The organism is Nostoc parmelioides FACHB-3921, from assembly GCF_014696625.1.
GTDB lineage: Bacteria > Cyanobacteriota > Cyanobacteriia > Cyanobacteriales > Nostocaceae > Trichormus > Trichormus parmelioides.
The window spans coordinates 121,822-140,221 of sequence record NZ_JACJQL010000006.1; the positions used below are offsets into that span (position 1 = coordinate 121,822).

Consider the following 18,400-nt stretch of genomic DNA (forward strand, 5'->3'; position numbering starts at 1 on the left):
TCTTGCTTGTGTAATGGTCAAGATATGGGAGATTGAGAAGTGTTCAGCTCATCCCACCCCTAAAAGGGGATGGGATTTCACGTTGACGGTTGACAGTTAACAGTCAGCAGTTAACGGTGGCGGGGCGGCTATCCCTCCTACTCCTTGAAAGGAGCAGGTTTCCCGCCGCCTTCGATGAGTAAACATCTATTCCCCAATCCCCAATCTCTACTCCTTATGGATCAAGTGAGTATTTAACGGAAATATTCACGCTGGTGCTTTTTGTGACTGTAAAACTTGACTTACTAAATGCTGGTGTTCCTGTTTGGATAGAAACGATGGGATTATTAGAAATTCCAAAACCTTCTTTGGGAATACCAAAAAAGTCTGTATCTAATTTGCGATTGCCATTTTCATCATGGACGATCGCCACCGCATATTTACCTGGTTTCAAGCCGGAGAAACTTTTAGTTACACTCTTACCTGTAACTCTTGTACAGCCACTTTGGATTTCGCTAGTATCACTCATGGGAAATCCTTTCTCGCTGGCGTACACCCGGAAGCATATTGCGCCTTTTTGTTGGCGTATCCCATTGACTACAACAGTTAATTTAGTTGTAGGTTGTGCATTTACGGCTTGAACACAACCTAAAGCTAATAAGCTAGCTAACAACAGATGAGAGATTTTGTGCATAATTATTACCCCGCATAATGGTATATCTGAGCTTGTTTGATTTATTTGTCTGTTGGAAAAACTGAATGTTTTTCCAACCGAAGCAAACGTTTAGGAAAAAAATCTTGTTTGCAGATGTGAGAAATTAAACAAACTTCTCCATAATGTTTTCCCTGCAACCCATAAATCCTTGATTAACAGCCATTCTGTACCTTTCAACTGTTGATTTAAGCTGATAAAACAAAGGATGCGATCGCGTACACTCATTTTGAACATCAATATAGAGAAAATATACTCTTTCAGTAATCTCCAATGTGGCAATAATAGCTTTCCCTTTTTATCTGTATCAAACCAGACTGCATAAGAATAAAAATCAGGTAACATATTCAATGAATAATCCGGATCATTACTGGTAAAGGCAAGATAGTTAGGGAAAAACATACTCATTGATTGTTCTGGATGAATTCTTGCAGAAAATAGACATTCAGGAATTTCATAAAATTGACCAAGTACACCAAGTCTGAGTAATAAAATTCCATCTGCATTACCATAACCGCCCATAGGTGGAACAGCTTTGAGCATCCGGGAGCGAATTACTCCATAGCATGGATAACATAAATGTTTTGTCAGCAAGGAGTAAAAACGCTTATACAAATAAGGTGAATTTACGTCCAGTTTAACGTTGTAATTTTGGACAAATTTCCCTTGTTGATCAATGAAGTGAACTTCAGAGTAGCACAAAACTAAGTTTGGGTCTTTTTCAAGGATAGCAATACATTTTTCTACAAAATCTGGAGCGTGCAAATCATCATAAGCTATCCATTTAAAATACTCAGCAGTAGACAGTTCAAACACACGATTAAAGTTACGAGCGCAGCCGATATTATTTTGATTGCGATAGTAACGAATACGTGAGTCTTTAGCAGCATACTTTCGACAAATATCTTCTGTTTTATCTGTCGAAGCATTATCAGAAATGATTAACTCAAAATCTGTAAAAGTTTGAGCCAGGATAGAGTCTAGAGCTTGTTCTAGAAATTTTTCGCCATTATATACAGGTAGCCCAATGCTCAATTTTGGTTGATGGTTAGTCATGACAAACAATCTTTATTAAAAGGAAAGGTAACAGACTATCAGTATGGTTCAGTTAATCAAGGTTATTAAAGCTGGTATTGGCACACGCTCATCCAGCTTATCTGAACCGCATTTTATTGATTATTTAACTAATTTCTGAATGTCAGTTGTTTGTAGCCAGGCTTTTGTTTTTTGTAAACCCTGCTCTAGGTCAATTTTGGGTTTATAATTTAGTAAATTTTGGGCTTTGGCTATAGAATAGGCATGAGGGCGAGTCATGAAATCTACTGATTCTGGCAGAATATCGGCTTTTTTGCGAAATAGTTTTTGTCCCTGGTTTCGCAGTTTTAAAAACAACTTCATTTCATCCTTTGGTATAGACATGGGAGCAGATGCACCTTCCATTGCTGCTAGGCGCATGAAGTATTCCTTCCAAGAAGTTTCTTCGCCATCGGTGATATTAAAGATTTCACCATAGGCATCTTTTTCTACTGCTAAAAAGATGGCATCAATTAAGTTATCGATATACACATGATTGATAACTCCTTGACCTTCGTTAGCATAGGCGAATAATTTCTGCCGCATCATTAATATTGGTCTGACTATCCAGGGAATACTTCCCGGCCCATAAATATCCCCAGCGCGAATGATAATTAAGCCAAAATCCGGTGGAGAATTTAGGGGTAAAAGTTCGGTTTCCGCTTCGATTTTAGTTTGACAATAGGGATTGTTATCACCGGAGAGTGTCCCAGATTCAGTGATGCGATCGCTATAATTAAACCCATACACCATAACGCTGGAAAGATGCACAAAGCATTTCACACCAGCATTTTTGGCAGCCTTAGCCATATTGACTGCACCAGTCACATTAATTTCCCGAAAATTCTTGATGGGGCCTGCTTCTTCAGTCAATTGTTCTGTATGTAGAACAATATCTACTCCTTGACAAGCCTTGTGGGCGATCGCTGCATCAGTTATACTACCAACTATCACCTCAGCGCCTAATTTATGCGCTTTATCTTTATTAGTGGAAGTTTGCAGTCCACGCACTTTCATTCCCTGCGCGATCGCCAACTCAGCTGCACGCAAACCGATAAATTCATCAATCCCAGTAATCAGCAGAGTTTTATTTTGCAAATCCATAATACAGAGTTATTGTTTTACTAAAATTTCCATTCTCAACCCAGGAGAGAAATTACTCCTGACTCAGCACTAACTACTCCCTAAAAAATATCAGCCGGGTCAGCAGAACGAAGTTTGTTAATAGCTAATGCGCCGGAAGTGATGCACATTAACACTACTGATACAAAGACGATGAGGGCATTATTTGCAGTCATCACAATTGGTAACTTAGTAGCTGTCATCGCAAAATCATATAAGCCTACTGCAAATAAAAATCCTGGGATGTAAGCTAATAATGCCAAGATTAAAGCCTGTTGAAATACCACATTTAAAAGGTAAATGTTAGGATAACCAATAGCTTTTAAGGTGGCGTAAGCGATAAATTGGGTAGCAATATTACTGTAGAGAATTTGATAAACGATCACCACACCCACAACAGAAGCCATTGTTAGCATTATGTTCAGAATAAAACCAATTGGTGTTCTGACTGACCAATATTGTTTTTCAAAATCGATAAAGCCTTTACGAGTGAAAACTCTTACATCATTAGGTAAATTAGCTTCTAAATTAGCAACAATTCTCTCTTGATCAGCACCTGCTGTAAGAGTGATTGCACCAATATCAATTTTCTCTGCGGGGCGGGTATTAGGATTGATGCGGAGAAATGTGGAATCGCTGACAATTAAGTTACCATCAACGCCAAAAGAAGGGCCTAAACTGAATAGTCCACCTACTCTGACTTTATAGCCAATAGGCGCATCGAAGGGAAAAATTTCAATTGTCTGCTCTGTATCTCCTTTGTTAAAATTGGCAGCAATTGGGCCAAATTCTGGACGGGAATCTCTGTCAAAAAGCATGACATCAGGAATTTTGAGCTTGTCTAAATTTTCTTCCACTTCGGGAATATTCATGACTGGTTGACCTGGGTCAAAACCAATTACATAGATTGAATATTTCTCTCCAGTTTCCGGATTTTTTAATTTTGCAAACTGCAAATACATGGGGCTGACTGATTCTACCCCATCGAACCCTAAAGCTTGATACAATCGAGTGCGAGAAAAACTTTGACTTGCTGTCAAAGATTTATATTGTGAACTGACTAAGAACAAGTCACCGCGTAGATTTTGATGTACTGCGGTAGCACTAGAGTAAAGCGCATCTTGGAAACCAAGTTGCACAAACATCAGTAAGACAATAAAAGCAATGCCAGCTACAGCTATAAGAAAACGAATTTTCTGTTGGACTAGCTGTAGCCATGCTAAAGGAATTTTAAAATTCATATTGATTGTGTCAGTTGATAGTTGTCAGTTGTCAGTTGACGGTTGACGGTTGACGGTTGACTATTGACCAATGACAATTAAATTTGAATTGATACATCAACTTGTAAGTTGGTTAAACGTGCGACTTTTTCGCTATCTGCGGGGTTATCAATGGAGACTTTGACCTCAATGATTCTCCGGTCGGTATCTGATCTGGGGTTGAGGCTAAAAATGCTTTGTTTATCAACTTGCCAACCAATCTCCTTAACAGTTCCTTGGAGTTTGCCAGAAAATGCTGTGCTGGTAATTGTTGCTTTTTGACCTACACGCACTTTTTGAATGTCAGTTTGGTAAACTTCGGCAATTACATACATCTGTGATGTTTTACCAATATCAGCAAATCCACTACTGGGGATAACTTCCCCTGTTTTGGCATGAGTTTTTAAAATTCTGCCATCGATGGGAGCTTTTATGTAAGTTAACTCCTGGTCAGCTTTGGCTTGCTTAACTGCTGTTACCGCGCTTCTCACTTCCATCTGGGCTAAGTCTACATCTACAGCCCGTACTTCTTTGACGCTGCTAAGTTTAGCTTTAGCCTCTTTGATTTGGTCAGCTAGGGTGTTTTGAGAGCGACTGAGAGAGGCTTTGGCTTCTGTGAGTTGTTGTTCGACAGTTTTGAGTTGTAAAGCTTTGCTGTCGGCTACAGATGCAGAAACAGCGCCTTCTTTGAATAATTTTTGATAGCGATCGTTTTCAGTTTGGGCGTTGTTGAGTTCAGCGTTGATCCGATTGATTGTTGCTTGTTGGGTAGCAACTTCTCCTTTTAGTTGTGACTCTAAACGGGCAACAGTTGCTTTTTGAGCATCAATGTCTCCAGGTTTAGCACCTGCTTTTACTTGTGCAAGTCTGATTTTGGCAATTTGCAGTTTATCTAAAGCTTGTTCTAGGGCTGAGGTTGCACGGCTATAATCTTCCAGATATGCCAATACTTGTCCTGCTTGTACTTCGTCGCCTTCTTTCACCAGTAATCTATCTACACGGATACCGTTGGTGGAACTGGGAGCAGATAAAGTAGTGATTTGACCTTGTGGTTGCAAGCGTCCTAAAGCGGTGACAGCAACTCTCACTGGTGCAACTTTGGGAGGATTGGCAACAGGGGTCTTCACTGGTGCGGAAAATCGATTGGAGGACAAACTATAGAGGGATATTAGCCCAGCCGCTAAAGTGAGGGATGCTGCCAAAATTAACCGCCACCGGCCTTGGGGTTTGATAAATAATTGGCGTTCTTTATTTACTGCCATATTTTCATTCCAGTTTCTAATTGTAATTATTTAGGAGATAGCCCAGATGGCTATATTGGTAAACTGCTACTCGTCGGCAATTCACCAAAGACTCTTTTCTTAAATGGTTTTTTGAAAACAGGGTGTAGGAGTGTAGGGGAAAGACTTTTTCATGTTTGGTGGCTGTCTGGAAAGAGGGTGTAGGGGTGTAAGGGTATGAGGGTGTAGGGGAAGGATATCTTTCATCTATGACTGTGAAATTTTTTCATCGGGACTGTCTGGAAAATACTGTTGATGTGGTGGCCTTGCTGAGTAAAAATTCCAGTCCCTAGAGTTTACCAAACCGAAATTTCTCGGCTAGGGGAAGCAGGGGGAGAAAGAGGTTTTTTTGCTGTTATTAACCTTACAAAGTTGACTTGCCAGCCTACTAAGTCAATGCGAATGGACTGGCCTGTATTTAAAAGTAAAGCATTTAAGTCCTGAGAACCGAGAGGACGCAACGAAGGTATTTATGCTCTTTTGATCAGCGATCGCCTGTGAATATCTAGCAAAAAACTCTACTGTCAAGAATGGCGCTGACATTGGCTGATTGACCACTGTATTATCGACGCATTATTCTTGCCCTAGCTGTGTAGTATAAGACATTCTCATAGATTCTGGGGGGAAAATCATCATTTCTAGATACTGATGAAACTTATTAGGTGTATCTTAGTCGTATTTGCTTGGTGTGATAATTGACTGCACTGAAAAATAGTAATACCAATTTGAGAAAAGAATGGGACAGATACATACTCCAAAACCATAATTCAGCTTGGCTTCCTTAATTTTGAATTTTGAATTTTGAATTGGTATAACTATGCCTACAGTACCCATAGACCAAATTAAAATCGGTCGCAACCGCCGTCCGGTCAAGGGTGAAAAAGTTGACGAATTGAAGGAGTCCATCAAAACGAATGGTCTATTAAACCCTATCACGGTAGATCAACGCCTTACCTTGATTGCTGGACTACATCGGCTGACAGCTTGTAAGTTGTTGGGGTTAGAGGCTATTGAGTGCAATATTGTTAATTACGATGATGCTGACCAAGCCAGGTTGGCCGAAATCGATGAGAATTTGATTCGCAATGAGTTAGAGCCTTTAGAGCGTTCAGAATTGTGGTTGGAACGTGACCAAATTCTAGCACGTATGGGACTGCGGGCGAAAGTTGGAGATAATCAACATTCTTTTAAAGGTGGTGAAATGGTTTCACCACCTAAAAGAACAATAGAGTTAGCGAAAGAGGCTGGTTACTCGGAACGCACCTTTCAGCATGGTAAGCAAATTGCCAAAAGTATTCATCCGGAAGTCAAACAGTTAATTAAGGGTACACCCATTGCGGATAGTCCCACAGCCTTGTTACAGGTGGCAAGGGCGGGGACGCAGGAGCGAAATTTGGCAGAGTCAGCACAGCAGGCTTGGGAGTTAGCCAAGACTCAGGGTGATCAAGAAGAGGCGGAACGACAAGCAAAGCTGATAGAAGAGTTAAAGGTAAAGCAGAAAGCCGCGCAGTTATTGGCTTATAAAAGTGCGATCGCCCAAAAGGAAGCGAAGTTAGCAGCGAAGAAAACTCAACACCAAGCAGAACCAGTCACTGCCGATGAACCCAGGACTCAAATTGGGGATGAATGGATTTTAGGCAGACATTTAGTATATTGCGGCGACACAGCCAAGATGGAATTCCGCAATTTGTTGCCTTCGGATGCAGCACTGGCGATCGCTACCCTCTCACCCACCTGGGAGCATAATTACTTGGTAGATGAAGCCAAAGTTGTGGCGGTTATCCGTTCGGAAGGGCATATTTACGAATTTTACAAGCGTAGTCAAATGCCCTTTCAATATGAATTATTACTAGGCAATCTTTATGTAGGAATATTTTCTCATCAAGTAATAGCTAAACCCCAAACACCAATTAATATTGAAGGTGTTGAAGGAATTGTTAACTATTTGATCAATTTGTACACCAGTCCCAATCATTTTGTGATTGCTCCATTTATGGGACATGGTGAGATTTTGATTACTTGTGAGAGGATGGGAAGAATTTGTTTTATTGGCGACAGTAATGCAGAACTAACTAGTCGAGGTATTGGGAGATGGCAAAAGTGGACTAGCAAAAAAGCTATAAAATCAGTTACTAGTGAAACCAAAATTAAAAAAGCATAATCACTCATCAATACACCAAGATAGATGAAAATAAAAGTATTAATACCAATTTGAAAAAAGAATGTGACAAATAAACCATCTGTAGAGACACGATTCATCGCGTCTTCACCCAAGGACGTGTTGCAATCATTAATTGAATTGGTATAAGTTGGTATTGCCGCAGTCTATTAAGAATTAAAATTTATTCTGTAGCTTGTTTACCAAATACTAATTTAGATAGATGCAATTTAGGTAATTCCTAACAAGCCTTTCATATGTTTATTCTGCACAATCAACAAAATAAATATTTGCTTGATAAATACTCATTCGTGTTTATAGGTCATTTATATTAAAAATTCCTCAAAAATGACAGCTTAATTATGTCGTTATGCTGAAAAATTAATCTATGGATTTAAGTCATTAAATTTATTTATTCCGAGAATGATTACTGATGTGACAAATGGCTTGAAATTTCCGTACATCAAGATATAGTTAGCATTACAGCTTGGATCAAGCAAATTAACTGTTTTGATTTATTGGTTCTTAGTTATACTTTATTACTATATGCAAATTGTAATTTGCATCAACAAATAGCTAGTTTTTTTATAAAAATAATTTAAACAAATGATTTAGTTTCTATGAACTGTGCTATTGTTTGTATTAATTCAACGTAAAAAAGCGGCAAGGCAAATTAGTTATTTAATCCCGCGTGTAACAGCAAAAACTAAACCTAGTAAGCATGGCAGAAATAACTACTCAATTGAAAAGGCTAAAACACTTTCTTTAAATTCTGCCTCGTGCTTCCCGCCCCCTGCCATCTCACTACTGCATCACTATCACCTTTTATATGCTTGAATATTCGTTTAAATAATGGTGTGAATTTGGATTCAAGGTGATGTTTCTTCTGTAACGAACTTGTCAACTTTTCTGGGTTAAATCCCATAACATATATTATCCTGGACGCTGAAACTGGCTATGGCATTCATCAAGATACAGAACGTTGTCATTAATACCAGCTACGTGGCTGCGGTGAAGCTAGAAAATCAAACTAGTTTGGGAGAAAAAAGCGTTTCTGTCCTAATAGCTACTCCTCAGTTGCCATCGTTCCAGTGGGATACAATTGCTCAAAATCTCTACCATTACGAATGGATAGAATTTACTGGTCAAGCAGCTACCGTTATCCAAGATTATTTTACCAGTTTCAACAACGTGATTGACCTATTGCCACAATATCAAGAGTCAAGCGTTGGATAACATTCTACTAATTCAGGGTATAGGGGTATAAATCTGTTAACTGTTAACTGTTAACTGTTAACTGTTAACTGTTAACTGTTAAAACCCTCAGACCCCTATACCCCTCAAATTAACAGGGTTGAATGACCAGTATGTATGGTGTGGTGTTTCAAAAAAGCATTTAGCCTGACCTACAGCAATAGCAATTCACCAAAATTCAGTCATAAATTCAAACTCAAAAACCTGAGAGAAGATGGGTCTTTAAGTTTTCTATTTTGAATTTTGAATTGATATCAGCTGTGCCAACGCGCATAGGATAGCTAGTTGCTAACAAGAACCAATCGCTTATTTTAACTGAGCAACAGAAATTACTGTAGCTGCAAATTCCACAGTACTCCAGAACAGTATATGTCCTATGTCTGCTAATCCAATTGATACAGCCTTAGCGGAGTTAGAAGCCCAAATAAATAACTGCGAAAAGGCTTTGTTGAGGTGTATTGAGGAAAAGAAAATGAAATCAGAAAAACCAATGTCAATCAACAAAATTAATAGACAGCTACAACATAATCCTATTGCCATTATTGGTATGGCTTCCCTACTACCCGAATCGAGAAACTTACGGGAGTATTGGCAAAACATAGTTAACAAAATTGATTGTATTACTGATGTTCCCTCTACTCACTGGAGCGTTGAAGATTACTACGACCCCAACCCTAGAACCACCGAAGATAAAACCTATTGTAAACGGGGTGGCTTTATTCCTGAGGTGGATTTTAACCCAATGGAATTTGGGATTCCTCCCAGCATCTTGGAAGTAACCGACGTTTCCCAACTATTAAGTTTAGTAGTTGCGAAAGAAGCAATGGAAGATGCTGGTTACGGTGAATCCCGCGAATTTAACCGCGAGTTGGTGGGTGTAATCTTAGGTGTGGCGATGGCGAAACAATTGGGTATGCCATTGTCTGCAAGGTTAGAATATCCAATTTGGGAAAAAGTCCTCAAAAATAGTGGACTCTCCGACGAAGATACCAAGAAAATCGTCGATAAAATCAAAAGCGCTTACGTGAAGTGGGATGAGAACGCTTTCCCCGGTATGCTAGCTAACGTTGTGGCTGGACGCATCGCCAACCGCTTGAACTTTGGCGGGATGAACTGCGTTGTGGATGCAGCTTGCGCGAGTTCCTTCGGTGCGTTGAAGATGGCGATTAGTGAACTAGTCGAACATCGCGCTGATATGATGCTGACTGGTGGTGTAGATACTGATAACACCATCATGGCTTATATTTCCTTCAGCAAAACCCCAGCCGTATCTCCTAGTGATAACGTCAAACCCTTCGACGCTAAATCCGACGGGATGATGTTGGGTGAAGGTATCTGTATGCTGGTGCTGAAGCGCTTGGAAGATGCAGAACGTGATGGCGATCGCATTTATGCAGTCATCAAAGGGATTGGTACTTCCAGCGATGGTCGTTACAAGAGTATATATGCTCCCCGCAAGGAAGGACAAGTCAACGCATTGCGCCGTGCTTATGAAGATGCAGGCTTCTCTCCCGCTACCGTTGGTCTGATGGAAGCCCACGGGACAGGGACAATGGCTGGTGACCCCACCGAGTTCGGTTCTTTAAGAGATTTCTTTAGTGAACACGACAAGAAAAAGCAGCATATTGCTTTGGGTAGTGTGAAATCTCAAATCGGTCACACCAAAGCTGCTGCTGGTGCAGCCAGCTTGATTAAAACAGCTTTGGCGCTGCATCATAAAGTATTACCAGCGACAATTAATATTACTGAGCCTAACCCCAAGCTGAATATTGAAGAATCTTCTTTTTATCTCAATACTGAAACCAGACCTTGGATTCGTCCAGAAGGGGAAGCACCAAGAAGGGCTGGTGTAAGTTCCTTCGGTTTTGGTGGGACAAACTACCACGTAGTTTTGGAAGAACACGAAGCAGAACAAAATCGCCCTTACCGCTTACACAACAGCGCCAGCGAAATCTTACTGTTTGCGGCGAATCCGGCGGAACTCCTCAAACAATGTGAGGAAGTTTTAGGTAAGTTGCAATCAGAGGGTGGTGACAAGCACTATTCCCAATTAGTTCGGGATTGTCAAGGGGTACAAATTCCCCAGAATGCAGCTAGATTAGGCTTTGTCGCTGAGAATCTGCCAGAAGCTTGCAAGTTCATGCAAACCAGCATTGACTGGCTGAAGCATAAGGCTGGTGTAGCAAATTGGGAACATCCCCAAGGGATTTATTACCGTGCTTCCGGGATGGAATTAAACGGTAAAGTCGTGTCTCTGTTCTCCGGTCAAGGTTCTCAATACCTGGAGATGGGACGGGAACTGGTGATGAACTTCCCCACCTTGCGCCGTCTGTTCGGTTACATGGATGGATTGTTACTCAAAGATAACTTGCGCCCTCTGTCGGAAATTGTTTTCCCCCATCCTGTGTTCTCTGAAGCAGAGAAAAATGCTCAAGTTGCTGCACTGCAACGCACAGAATACGCACAGCCAGCAATTGGGGCATTTAGCGCCGGGTTGTATGCCATCCTGAAGCAAGCTGGATTTAAATCTGACTTTGTAGCCGGACACAGCTTCGGGGAAATTACCGCCTTGTGGGCTGCGGGTGTGTTGAGTGACGCAGATTATATGTACCTAGTGAAAGCTAGGGGTCAAGCAATGGCTGCGCCAGAAGACCCAGACCATGATGCGGGGACAATGTTGGCGGTGAAGGAAGACCTGAGCAAAATTGAACCCATCCTCAAGCAGTTTCCCCAAGTTAGCATCGCTAATTACAATTCTCCCACCCAGATTGTTTTAGCAGGGCCGACCGCCGAAATCGCTAAAGTCCGTCAAGCTTTACAAGCCCAAGGTTACGCGGCTGTACCCTTACCAGTTTCCGCCGCCTTCCACACCTCACTGATTGCTTTCGCCCAAAAATCCTTTGCGATCGCCACAAAATCAGTCCAATTCAACGAGCCAAAAATCCCTGTCTTCACCAACGTTACAGGTAAGCCTTATCCCAAAGAACCCCAAGCGATTCAAAAAATCCTGGAAACTCACCTAGCTAACTCGGTGTTGTTCAAGCAGGAGATTGAAAATATCTATGCGGCTGGTGGTCATTGCTTCGTAGAATTTGGGCCGAAGCGGATTCTTACCAACTTGGTGAAAGATATTCTCGGCGATCGCCCCCACATCACCGTCTCCTTGAACCCCAGCACCCAAAAGAACAGCGATCGCTCTCTGCGGGAAGCTGCTGTACAAATGCGCGTGATTGGGATGCAGTTGCAGAACCTCGACCCATACCAAGCCCCACCCGCACTACCCCCAGCCGAGACAAAGAAAGGTCTGAATGTCACCTTACGGGGTATCAACTACAGATCGGAAAAAACCAGAAAGGGATGGGAAGAAGCACTCAACGACGGCTTTAAAGTATCCCTACCTCCTGCACAAGTTACACCCGCCATTTCTGAACCTGTAGCACCAGTCAAAGAGACGAACGGTAACGGACACGGCAAAATCGCCGAACTGTCGAAAATTATTAATAACTCTACTAGTATTACCCCTGCCAAACCTGAAATGAATTCTGCGATCGTTTCACCTCAACTAGTCGAAGAAAAGAAGATGCAAACACCAGAAAAACTGGACAACTACAAGCGAGTGCTAGAAAGCTTAGAGTACCTGACAACTCAGTTCCAACAAAACCAAACTGAGAACCTGCAAGTTCATGGTACTTACCTCAACCATCAGATGGAATATACCAAAGCGTTCTTCCAACTGATGCAGCAACAAAACGCCTTGTTTGCAAACGCCAAATCTTCCCAAGAAGCTGCCCAGCTAAAACTAGTGGTGATGGAAAGCTTGGATCGCAGCATGATGCAGTTTCACTCCCAACAAGGCGAAACCCTCCGCATCCATGAAAAATATCTCCAGGAACAGGTAGCATACGCCAGAGAATTTTTTGAACTGATTCAACAACAATACTCAATGGTGTTGTCTGGTCAGGTAAATCCCCCAGCAACTCCAACCCCAGTCAAGGAAGTTCCTGCTTTCACCATCGAAGCACCCGTAACTCCCACCCCCAAAATAGTTGAGCCTCAACCTGAGTCTGTAGTCAAAAATGGCTTTAGCATAGTTGACGCACCCATTCCCCCCGCACCCACAACCTGGGAAATTCAGTCCGAGCCTGTGGTGACAGCACCCGCTTCTGTCGTCTCTACAATTGAGCCTGAGCCAGTAATTGAAGCACCCGTAGCTGCACCCGTAGTCAACCAAGTTGTAGAATTTACTCCCACACCCGCACCTGTCGTTACACCAGCTATTGATGTTGCTGACTTGGATAAGAATCTTCTAGCAATCATCAGTGATAAGACTGGCTACCCAGTGGAAATGCTGGAACTAGAAATGGACATGGAGGCGGACTTAGGGATTGACTCCATCAAGCGGGTAGAAATCTTAGGCGGATTACAAGAAGTGTATCCTGACCTACCCAAGCCCAACTTAGAAGAACTGGCAGAAAAACGCACCATCGGACAGATTGTCGATTATCTCAAAGCTAACACCGCCATTAGCCAATCTGTAGGCATTGCCATTCAGCAAGCGCAACAAGCAGCCGAAATACCAACACCGGTAGTCACTGCAAGTATTCCCGCACCAGCCCCCGTTGTCCCTGAGCCTGTAGCTATCCCCGCAACTCCAGCACCGGAAGCCCCAACCGACACCTCAGACTACGCAGACTTAGGACAAACCCTACTTAACATTACTAGCGATAAGACTGGCTACCCAGTGGAAATGCTAGAACTCGATATGGACATGGAAGCAGACCTGGGGATTGATTCCATCAAGCGGGTAGAAATCCTGGGAGCAATGCAGGAGGCATACCCCAACCTACCCAAGCCCAACATCGAGGAATTAGGCGACCTCCGCACCATTCGGCAAATTGTTGACTACCTCCAGAAGCTGGCGGGAGGTGAAAAAAAAAAGTCTCAGCCTGAGCGGGACTGGCAGCCAGTCAGTATAATCGGCAACGTCCCACGCCGTCCAGCCAAACTCAAATACCTGCCAACACCAGATAGCTTGGACTTTTCTTTACCAGAGGGACACATCTGTTTAATTACCGATGATGGTTCCCTCACCACCTCCCAAGTAGCCCAATCTCTGACAGAGCGTGGTTGGAAAGTTGTAGTCCTAAGCTTCCCCCAATCCCTGGTTCCCCAGCAATCGCCCTTACCCGCCAATGTGAATCGTGTCACCCTCGCAGATATGAGTGAAGAATTACTCCAACACAAATTATCAGCGATCGCCACCAACTACGGCAAGATTGGCGCTTTCATCCACATTCACCCGACGTTCCAAAACTTGGGAATTTACATACCACAAGAAAAGTCAATTGTCAAGCACGTCTTCTTTATGGCGAAACACCTGAAGAAATCCCTCACGGAAGCCGGACGTTATGAGCGTAGTTGTTTTGTGACAGTGACTCGATTGGATGGAGCCTTTGGCTTAGAGCATAACACTAATTTTGGGGCGATCGCTGGCGGGTTGTTTGGACTAGTGAAAACTCTCAGATGGGAATGGCCAAATGTCTTCACCAGAGGGATTGACTTAAGCCCCGCGTTGAACCCTCAACAGTCGGCGCAGTTTATTCTCGACGAACTACACGACTCCAACCTCTATATCCCTGAAGTCGCTTACGGTTCCCAAGGCCGTGTCACCCTCATCAGTTAATTACTCCGCGAAACTTTGCGCTTACCTCCGCGTTCCTCTGCGTTAAAAAATACACTTCTTTCCCTCACGCAGAGGCGCAGCGAAAAGTTCCTCGAAGCCGGGTTTCCCGGCGTAGGAAACTTTTCAAGACAGAGGCGCAGAGAGATAAATGAAATACTTTTACAATTCAAGTATATGACTACACTCACTCAAGTTCGTCCTGCTTCGGTTTTTGTTGTAAGTGGCGGTGCAAAAGGCATTACGGCGCAGTGTGTGATTGAATTGGCGCAGCACCAGCCTTGTCGTTTTATTCTTCTTGGTCGGTCGGAAGTTATTGAAAATGAGCCGGATTTTGCTCGTGATTGTGTTGAGGAGTCGGTTTTAAAAAAAGCGATTATGCAGCACTTGGTGGCGCAAGGGGAAAAGCCTACGCCGATGAGTGTGCAGAAGGTTTATCACAAGATTGTTTCTAGTCGAGAAATTAAGGCGACTTTGGAGGCGATCGCTGCCACAGGATCACAGGTAGAATATATTGATGTTGATGTGACTAATGTGGCTGAGTTACGCCAAAAGTTAGCGGCTGTGGGGAAAATAACAGGTATTATCCACGGCGCGGGTAATTTGGCTGATAAGTTGATTGAGAAGAAAACAGACCAGGATTTTGAGAAGGTTTACACGGCGAAGGTGCAAGGTTTAGAAAATCTGCTGTCTTGTGTGGATGCTAATCAGTTAGAACATTTGGTGTTGTTTTCTTCGGTGGCTGGTTTTTATGGGAATATGGGGCAATCGGATTATGCGATCGCTAATGAAATTCTCAATAAATCTGCCCATTTAATTAAGCAAAACTATCCCCAGTGTCACGTTGTAGCTATCAATTGGGGTGGTTGGGATAGTGGGATGGTGACACCAGAACTGAAAAAAGCCTTTGCAGAACGGGGAATTGATATTATCCCTGTGGATGTGGGGACAAAGATGCTTGTGAATGAATTACATCCTAGTCACCATGATTCTACACAAGTAGTCATTGGTAGCCCTATCATCCCCGCACCGGGAAATCTTGACCCCCAGTTACGCAGCTATCGCATCCGTCGCCGCATGACTGTAGAGGCTAATCCCTTTCTCCTAGACCATGTAATTGCTGGTACTCCGGTATTACCAGCTACCTGTGGGATGTCTTGGTTGATTAACGCTTGTGAGGAGTGTTATCCCGGTTACAGGTATTTCCGTTGTCAAGATTTTAAAATTTTGAAGGGTATTACTTTCAATGACAAGGTAGCTACCGAACATATTTTAGAAATACAAGAAGTTGCGAAACATGGTTCTGAATCCATCGAATTTCAGACCAAGATACTCAGCAAAACACCAGAAGGGAAAACCCATTATCATTTCAGCGCTCACATCACCATAGTGCGGGATTTACCAGCAGCGCCAGTATATGAATCTCTCGACCTCACAGAAGATCATACCATTGGAGCGATCGGTAAAGATTTTTATCAAAAAGGTGGTTTATCCCTATTTCATGGAATCTCATTTCAACAAATCACCAGAGTTTTAAATATCAATTCCCAAAAAATTACTGTTGAATGTTGTTGGACAGAAATTCCCCTCGAAGTTCAAGGACAATTCCCCGTCAAATGGCACAATCCCTATGCTACAGATTTGAGTACACAACCCCTATGGCTATGGTTGAGTCATGTACATCAAGAAGTATGCTTACCCGGACAAATCACCAAATCAGAACAGTTTCGAGCCATCCCTCGCAACGAACCATTTTACGTTTCTTGCGAAATCGAAAACAAAACCCCATCAGGTGTCACAGCTGATATCATCCTCCATGACCGAGAAGGAAATATCTACTTCCGTATTTACCAAGCAAAAGCTATCATTGCACCAATGAATTTACACTAACCAAAGTCAGAGGCATGGGGAGCAGGGGATGAAATTTGATGTACTAAAAGTTCAAACTCTTAACCCTCTCTGCGCCTCTGCGTGATAGAAATCATCAACCCTGACACACTCCCCAATTCTTAAAATAAAACCCTCAAAATATCCTAAGTGATTTAGGATTGCTATAGTAGGCCGAAACGAAATCAGCCTCATATCTTTGCTTGTCTGTAAAGTAGCGTAAATCCTGTAAGACTGCGATTTGATTTTTGCCAAAAATGCGGAGAATCCAAAAGGTTTCTTTCTTACTTCCTAACTATAGCGATTTGCAGTTGAGTCAAATACAGACCTAACCCCCAACCCCTTCCCTACAAGGGAAGGGGAGTAAGAATCAAAGCCTCTCTCCTTGTAGGAGAGAGGTTTGGAGAGAGGTCAGAATGTATTGTATACAAACCAGAATCGCTATATTGATACAAGTAAGTTATAGCTACACCAAACTGCGCGGACGAAAATCAAAGCAGGTTATTGTATTAAGTCTGGGGAATAGCGTAAATCCAATAATTCGTAATTCGTTATACCCTAACGAGGATATCAGTAGTGGAAAAAATCGCCATCATTGGCTTATCATGCCTCTTTCCTGATGCTAACAATCCTGAGCAATTTTGGCAGAATCTCACCGAGCAGAAAGATTCAACATCATCTGTAACTGTCAGGGAAATGGGTGTAGATCCCACAATATTTTACGACCCAGTAAAAGGCAAGCCGGAAAAATTCTATTTTCTCAAAGGTGGATTTATTCAAAACTTCCAATTTGATGCTAGTGAATACAATCTGCCATCAGAATATGTGGAAAGCTTGGATAATACCTTCAAATGGTCGCTATATGCGGCTAAACAAGCAATAAAACATAGTGGTTATTGGGGAAATCAAGATGTCCTCTCTAAATGTGGAGTCATTTTAGGTACTCTTTCTTTCCCAACTAAGCTTTCTACTCAACTGGTTACACCAATTTATCGACAAACTATAGAGCCTGCTGTTGCCGAACTTTTACAAAATCAAGATTTTCATCTGGCTGCTTTACCCACAGCGACTAAACCATCTCTACATAATGCGATGATATCTGGTTTACCAGCCGCATTAGTTGCTCAGGCTTTCTCTCTATCAGGTACTCATTTCTGTATCGATGCGGCTTGTTCTTCTGCTTTCTACGCTATCAAGTTAGCATCTCACTATCTGTGGACAGGTAAAGCTGATGTAATGTTAGCTGGTGCTATTAGTTGCTCAGACCCTTTGTTTTTAAGGATGTTGTTTTCTGGAATTCAAGGCTATCCAGAAAATGGGATTAGCTCTCCTTTAGATAAATCATCCAGAGGCTTAGTTACATCCGAAGGCATTGGTATGGTAATGCTGAAACGGTATAGCGATGCTGTGAGGGATGGGGATAAAATTCTGGCTACGGTTTGCGGTAATGGTCTTTCTAATGATGGGAAAGGTAAGCATTTGCTCAGTCCCAACACCAAAGGACAAGTTACAGCCTTTGAGAGAGCCTATAAAGAAGCCCAACTTAGCCCCAAAGCTATAGATTATATGGAGTGTCACGCTACCGGCACTTTGTTAGGAGATACCACCGAATTTAACTCCATCGAAACCTTTTTTGGCGCACATGAAGCCGCACCATTAATAGGTTCAACCAAAGCTAATGTGGGTCACTTGTTAGTTGCGGCGGGGATGGTGAGTTTGACGAAGGCCATTTACAGCATGAATTATGGTGTGATTCCACCCACAATTAATGTCAATGACCCCATAGCTACTGATAACAATGTCATTTCTCCCCAAAACATTGTTCGGACTCCCACAGCCTGGCCTAACAATACCGGAATTAAACACGCGGCTTTAAGTGCTTTCGGTTTTGGTGGTACAAACTCCCATCTGATTTTGGAAAAAACAACAGATTAGTAGCCATCTGAGGGAACACCAAAAAATAGGCATTGCTAATGAGTTTAGAGGGTGCGTCAG

The 18,400-nt window shown here is 42.4% G+C and carries 10 protein-coding genes; 5 read left to right on the forward strand and 5 right to left on the reverse strand.

Annotation, left to right across the window (positions count from 1 at the left end):
- Nucleotides 1-214 precede the first annotated feature (214 nt).
- The 5 genes from H6G14_RS06780 to H6G14_RS06800 all read right to left on the reverse strand — a co-directional run bounded on the left by H6G14_RS06780 (nt 215) and on the right by H6G14_RS06800 (nt 5,408).
- Nucleotides 215-673: a DUF2141 domain-containing protein gene (locus H6G14_RS06780; RefSeq protein ID WP_190566327.1), complete on the reverse strand. Its 459-nt coding sequence runs from the start codon at nt 671-673 to the stop codon at nt 215-217.
- A 90-nt stretch (nt 674-763) separates the two neighbouring features.
- Nucleotides 764-1,747 carry a glycosyltransferase family 2 protein gene (locus H6G14_RS06785; protein ID WP_190566328.1) on the reverse strand — a complete coding sequence of 328 codons (984 nt, stop codon included), beginning with the start codon at nt 1,745-1,747 and terminating at the stop codon, nt 764-766.
- 120 nt (nt 1,748-1,867) lie between these two features.
- Complete coding sequence (locus tag H6G14_RS06790; protein WP_190566329.1) at nt 1,868-2,869, reverse strand: NAD-dependent epimerase/dehydratase family protein; 1,002 nt, start codon at nt 2,867-2,869, stop codon at nt 1,868-1,870.
- Nucleotides 2,870-2,949: 80 nt separating this feature from the next.
- Nucleotides 2,950-4,128 (reverse strand): ABC transporter permease DevC, encoded by a 1,179-nt coding sequence (gene devC, locus H6G14_RS06795; RefSeq protein WP_190566330.1) that lies wholly within the window; start codon nt 4,126-4,128, stop codon nt 2,950-2,952.
- Nucleotides 4,129-4,205: 77 nt separating this feature from the next.
- Complete coding sequence (locus H6G14_RS06800; RefSeq protein WP_190566331.1) at nt 4,206-5,408, reverse strand: ABC exporter membrane fusion protein; 1,203 nt, start codon at nt 5,406-5,408, stop codon at nt 4,206-4,208.
- 835 nt (nt 5,409-6,243) lie between these two features.
- Between H6G14_RS06800 and H6G14_RS06805 the strand changes: the two genes are divergently transcribed.
- From H6G14_RS06805 to H6G14_RS06825, 5 genes are all read left to right on the forward strand, one after another.
- Entirely contained in the window at nt 6,244-7,587 is a 1,344-nt protein-coding gene (locus tag H6G14_RS06805; RefSeq protein WP_190566332.1) for a ParB N-terminal domain-containing protein, read from the forward strand.
- A 954-nt stretch (nt 7,588-8,541) separates the two neighbouring features.
- Nucleotides 8,542-8,820, forward strand: coding sequence for a hypothetical protein (locus H6G14_RS06810; RefSeq protein WP_010999474.1), 279 nt, complete (start codon nt 8,542-8,544; stop codon nt 8,818-8,820).
- 394 nt (nt 8,821-9,214) lie between these two features.
- A complete protein-coding gene (locus H6G14_RS06815; protein ID WP_190566333.1) occupies nt 9,215-14,521 on the forward strand; it encodes a type I polyketide synthase in 5,307 nt (1,768 codons plus the stop codon).
- 174 nt (nt 14,522-14,695) lie between these two features.
- A complete protein-coding gene (locus H6G14_RS06820) occupies nt 14,696-16,408 on the forward strand; it encodes an SDR family NAD(P)-dependent oxidoreductase (RefSeq protein WP_190566334.1) in 1,713 nt (570 codons plus the stop codon).
- Nucleotides 16,409-16,981: 573 nt separating this feature from the next.
- Nucleotides 16,982-18,340 (forward strand): polyketide synthase, encoded by a 1,359-nt coding sequence (locus H6G14_RS06825; RefSeq protein WP_190566335.1) that lies wholly within the window; start codon nt 16,982-16,984, stop codon nt 18,338-18,340.
- Nucleotides 18,341-18,400 lie beyond the last annotated feature (60 nt).